A 4,464-nucleotide genomic window follows, 5' to 3' on the forward strand; every position below is an offset into this window, starting at 1 on the left:
AGCGTTAGGGAAACGCCCGGTTACATTCCGAACCCGGAAGCTAAGCCTTTCAGCGCCGATGGTACTGCAGGGGGGACCCTGTGGGAGAGTAGGACACCGCCGAACAACCCGCCCTTTTAGCTCAGTCGGCAGAGCGTCTCCATGGTAAGGAGAAGGTCAACGGTTCGATTCCGTTAAAGGGCTCAGAGAAAAGGCCCCCGCCATCAGGCGGGGGCCTTTTTGCGTTTCCTCGCCGCCCCGGACGCCCAGAGACAGAGGAAGCCGGCCCCCTCGCGGAGGCCGGCTTCTTCCGTTTACTGGTGGTGCGGTTCCGGGATGCGCAGGGCCAGGATCGCCATGTCGTCGGACGCGGGCTCCTGGGCGAAGCGTTCGACCGCGCGCAGGACCCGGGCCGCGACCGCGCCGGCCGTGAGGCCCGTACAGGTCCTGAGGACCTCGGTGAGGCCGTCGTCGCCCAGCATGCGGGTGCCCTCGCGGCGTTCGGTCACGCCGTCCGTCACGCACAGCAGGACGTCGCCCGGGTCCAGGGTGACCGTCTGCTCGTAGAGCTCCAGGTCGTCCATGACGCCGAGCAGCGGCTGCGGGTCGGCCGCGGGGCGGACCGTGCCGTCCTGGCTCAGCCGGAGGGGCAGCGGGTGGCCGGCGCAGACGACCTTGAGGACCGCGGAGCCGTCCTCCTGGGGGCGCATCTCGCCGTACAGGAGGGTGAGGAAGCGGCTGCGGGCGCCCTCGTCGAGGATCGCCGCGTTCAGGCGCTCCAGGACGGCGGGGCCGCCGAAGCCCTCGCGGGCCAGGAGGCGCAGGGCGTGGCGGGCCAGGCCGGTGACGGCGGCGGCCTCCGGGCCCGTACCGCAGACGTCGCCGATGGCGAAGCCGTACGCGCCGTCGCGGATGGGGAAGAGGTCGTAGAAGTCGCCGCCGACCTCGTTGCCCTCGCCCGCCGCGCGGTAGATGACGTCGACCTCGACTCCGGGGATGTCGGGGAGGCCCGGCGGCAGCAGGCTGCGCTGGAGGGACTGGCTGATGGCCACGCGCTCGGAGTAGAGGCGGGCGTTGTCCAGGGCCAGGGCGGCTCGGCGGGAGAGGTCCTCGGCGAGCTCCAGGATCTCCTGGCGGAAGTGGTCGTCGGTCGGCTTGCCCAGGGTGAGCATGCCGATGACGCGGTTGCGGGCGAAGAGCGGCAGGACCACGGTCTCGCCGCCGACGGCGGCGGCCGTGGAGAGCGCGGTGTTGATGCCGGAGGAGACCGGGCTTCCCGGGCCGCCGAGTTCGCGCATGCTGGCGCCGAGCGCGGCGCGGTGGGCGGCTTCGCCGGGGGCGGTCCAGACGCGGGCACCGGGGGTCGGCACCGGGTCCGGCGGGTCGATGGAGGAGAGCAGGGCCTTCAGGCCGTCGATGAGGTCCTCGTCCTCGTGCAGCACGTAGGAGAGGTACGGGTCGGAGGCCTGGTCGGCGATCGTGTAGACGGCGCACCAGGTGGCCAGGGTGGGGACGGTCATCTGGGCCATGAGGGCCAGGGTCTGGTCGCGGTCGAGGGTGCCGGCCAGTAGGTCGGAGGCCTCGACGAGGAAGCTGAGGGAGCCGCGGCGGAGGCGTTCGAGTTCGCCGAGGCGGGCGGACTCGACGGCCAGGGCGATGCGGTCGGCGGCGAACTGGAGGCGCAGGGCCTCCTCGTTGGAGTAGCGGTTGGCGCTCTCGGCGGCGACGCCGAGGGAGCCGGTGAGGCGGCCCTCGACCTTCAGCGGGACCGTGACGACCGAGCGCATTCCGGTGCCTTCGAGGAGGGGCACGGCGCCGGGGACGGCGGCGAGGTCCTCGTGGACGGCGGGCATGCGGGCGGAGCCGTAGCGGCTGGCGCCGGTCTCGACGGGGACGCGGGCGAAGCGCTGGCGGGCGGAGGGGAGGCCCGTGGTGGCGCGTACCTCGAGTTCGGTCTCGTCGTCGGTGGCGAGGAGGAGGAAGGCGGAGTCGCCGTCGAGCATGTCGCGGGCGCGTTCCACGGTGCGCTGCAGGAGGCCGTCGAGGTCGTCGGGGGCGGGGGAGCCGATGAAGACCTCGAAGGGGTCGACGTTGGTGCGGCTCTCGGACCCGCTCTCGGCGGCGGGGCGCTGCGGGGTCTGCAGGACGGCGCGCTCGTACTCCCGTACGAGGAGGCAGACGGTGGACGGTTCGCCCTGGGCGTCGCGGACCCGGAGGTGCGAGGCGTAGACGGGGATGACGCGGCCGTCGGCGCAGCGGATGCCGTAGCTGCCCTCCCAGCGGGAGAGGCGGAGGGCCTCGGCGAGGCCGGTGCCGATGCCGGGCGTGTGGGGCCAGGCGGCGAGGTCGCCGAGGGGTTTGCCGGTGACCTGGTCGGCGGCGTAGCCGAAGAGTTCCTCGGCGTCCTCGTTCCAGGCGGTGATGGCGCCGGTGGCGTCGATCTGGGCGACGGCGACGCGGACCCGGTTCTCGGCGAGGGGGAGCAGCGCGTCGGGCAGCACGGGGCCGGCGGAGCGGGTGCCGACGGGGCGCTCGGGGAGGGTGAGGTGGAACCAGACGTGTTTGCGGGTGGGGCCGTAGTCGACGCCCCAGCGGTCGGCGAGGGCGGCGCAGAGCAGAAGGCCCCGGCCGTTCTCGCGGTCGGGGCTGCCCATGGTGCGGCTGTGCTGGAGGGGGATCTCGCGCTCGGGGTAGCGGTCGGCGACCTCGATGCGGACGCCGTCGTCCTGGCGCAAGCAGAGGACGTCGGCGGCGGTGCCGGCGTGGATGACGGCGTTGGTGACGAGTTCGCTGGTGAGGACGACGGCGTCGTCGACGATCTCGGCGTATCCCCAGCCCTGGAGGGTGTCCCGGACGAAGGCTCGGGCGGTCGCGACGGACCGCCCGACGGGTTCGAAACTCGCAGCCGCCCGCGCGGTGATCACTGAACTCCTCGTACGCGTCTCGACGCCCGGCTCTGCCATGGTCGGTCTGCCCCTCCCGCTGTCCGGTACCGCTGATCGCGCCGCCCCGCCCCCGCCGGGCGGACCGGGGCGGTTGGACAGCCGGATGCCAGGTTACTTACCTTCGCTGTCCCAGCGGATGCCGGTCACCGCTGTTTCCGTCCCTCGGACGTGGGGACGTTGTGCGAAGCTGCCGAACTGTTATCGCCTGGTTCGGACACGGTGAAACACTGGGCAGGCTGGTAGCGAGGACCGATCGGTACGGTCGACCCCTTCGGGAGGGACACGGTGGAGTCTGGCACGACGACGCGACGCGGTGGCGGTTCGCGGGCGAAGGGCGGCGGCCGGTCCCGGGGCTCGGGCACGGTGCAGGTGGACGCGGCGGCGCTGCAGCGGCTGCTGGCCGCGCTGGTGTCGATGCGGGACGGGAACTTCCGCAAGCGGCTGACGGTCTCGGGTGAGGGGATGATGGCGGAGATCTCCGCCGTCTTCAACGAGGTCGCGGACCGGCAGACGCATCTGACCGGCGAGCTGTCGCGGGTGCGCCGGGTGGTGGGCCGCGAGGGCAAGCTGTCGGAGCGGCTGGAGGCCGGGGCGGCCGAGGGTGCCTGGGCGGCGGCGGTCGACGCGGCGAACGCGCTGGTGGACGAGCTGGCCCGGCCGGTGTCCGAGGTGGGGCGGGTGCTGTCCGCGGTGGCCGAGGGTGATCTCGGGCAGCGCATGGAGCTGCGTTCGGAGGGTACGGACGGGGTGACGCGGCCGCTTCGGGGTGAGTTCCTGAAGGTCGCGCGGACCGTGAACAACCTGGTCGACCAGCTGTCGGTGTTCGCGGACGAGGTGACCCGGGTCGCCCTGGAGGTGGGCACGGAGGGCATTCTGGGCGGTCAGGCCCAGGTGCGCGGTATGTCCGGTTCGTGGAAGGACCTCACGGACTCGGTCAACACGATGGCGAACCGGCTGACGGCGCAGGTGCGGGACATCGCACTGGTGACGACGGCGGTGGCCAACGGTGATCTGTCGCAGAAGGTCACGGCGAACGTGGCCGGCGAGATGCTGGAGCTGAAGAACACCGTCAACCGGATGGTGGACCAGCTGTCCTCGTTCTCCTCCGAGGTGACCCGGGTGGCCCGTGAGGTGGGCACGGAGGGCGAGCTGGGCGGTCAGGCCGAAGTGGCCGGGGTCGCCGGTGTGTGGAAGGACCTCACCGACTCCGTCAACACGATGGCCGGAAACCTGACCAATCAGGTGAGGGGTATCGCTGAGGTCACCATGGCGGTCGCCAACGGTGACCTGTCGCAGAAGGTGCGGGTGTCGGCGCGCGGCGAGATCGCGCAGCTCGCGGACACCATCAACCAGATGACGGAGACGCTGCGGACCTTCGCGGACGAGGTGACCCGCGTCTCGGGCGAGGTCGGCGCGCAGGGTCTGCTCGGCGGTCAGGCGCAGGTGCCGGGCGCGGCGGGTACGTGGAAGGACCTGACGGACTCGGTCAACACGGTCTTCCGGAACATCACCACGCAGGTGCGGGACATCGCGCAGGTGA

The 4,464-nt window shown here is 72.0% G+C and carries 2 protein-coding genes, 1 tRNA gene and 1 rRNA gene; 3 read left to right on the forward strand and 1 reads right to left on the reverse strand.

Annotated elements, in window-relative coordinates; translation table 11 throughout:
• Together rrf and ACIGXE_RS22815 are read left to right on the forward strand one after the other, a co-directional pair.
• Nucleotides 1-105 (forward strand): 5S ribosomal RNA (gene rrf / locus ACIGXE_RS22810); the annotation flags it as partial.
• A 5-nt stretch (nt 106-110) separates the two neighbouring features.
• Nucleotides 111-183, forward strand: a tRNA-Thr gene (locus ACIGXE_RS22815).
• Between the two features lie 110 nt (nt 184-293).
• On the opposite strand, the gene ACIGXE_RS22820 is transcribed toward ACIGXE_RS22815, so the two are convergent.
• Nucleotides 294-2,942 (reverse strand): SpoIIE family protein phosphatase, encoded by a 2,649-nt coding sequence (locus tag ACIGXE_RS22820; protein WP_399750160.1) that lies wholly within the window; start codon nt 2,940-2,942, stop codon nt 294-296.
• Nucleotides 2,943-3,209: 267 nt separating this feature from the next.
• Between ACIGXE_RS22820 and ACIGXE_RS22825 the strand changes: the two genes are divergently transcribed.
• A partial coding sequence (locus tag ACIGXE_RS22825; RefSeq protein WP_399750163.1) for a HAMP domain-containing protein occupies nt 3,210-4,464 on the forward strand: 1,255 nt, incomplete at its 3' end.

The organism is Streptomyces sp. NPDC053431 (assembly GCF_044544925.1).
Lineage (GTDB): Bacteria > Actinomycetota > Actinomycetes > Streptomycetales > Streptomycetaceae > Streptomyces.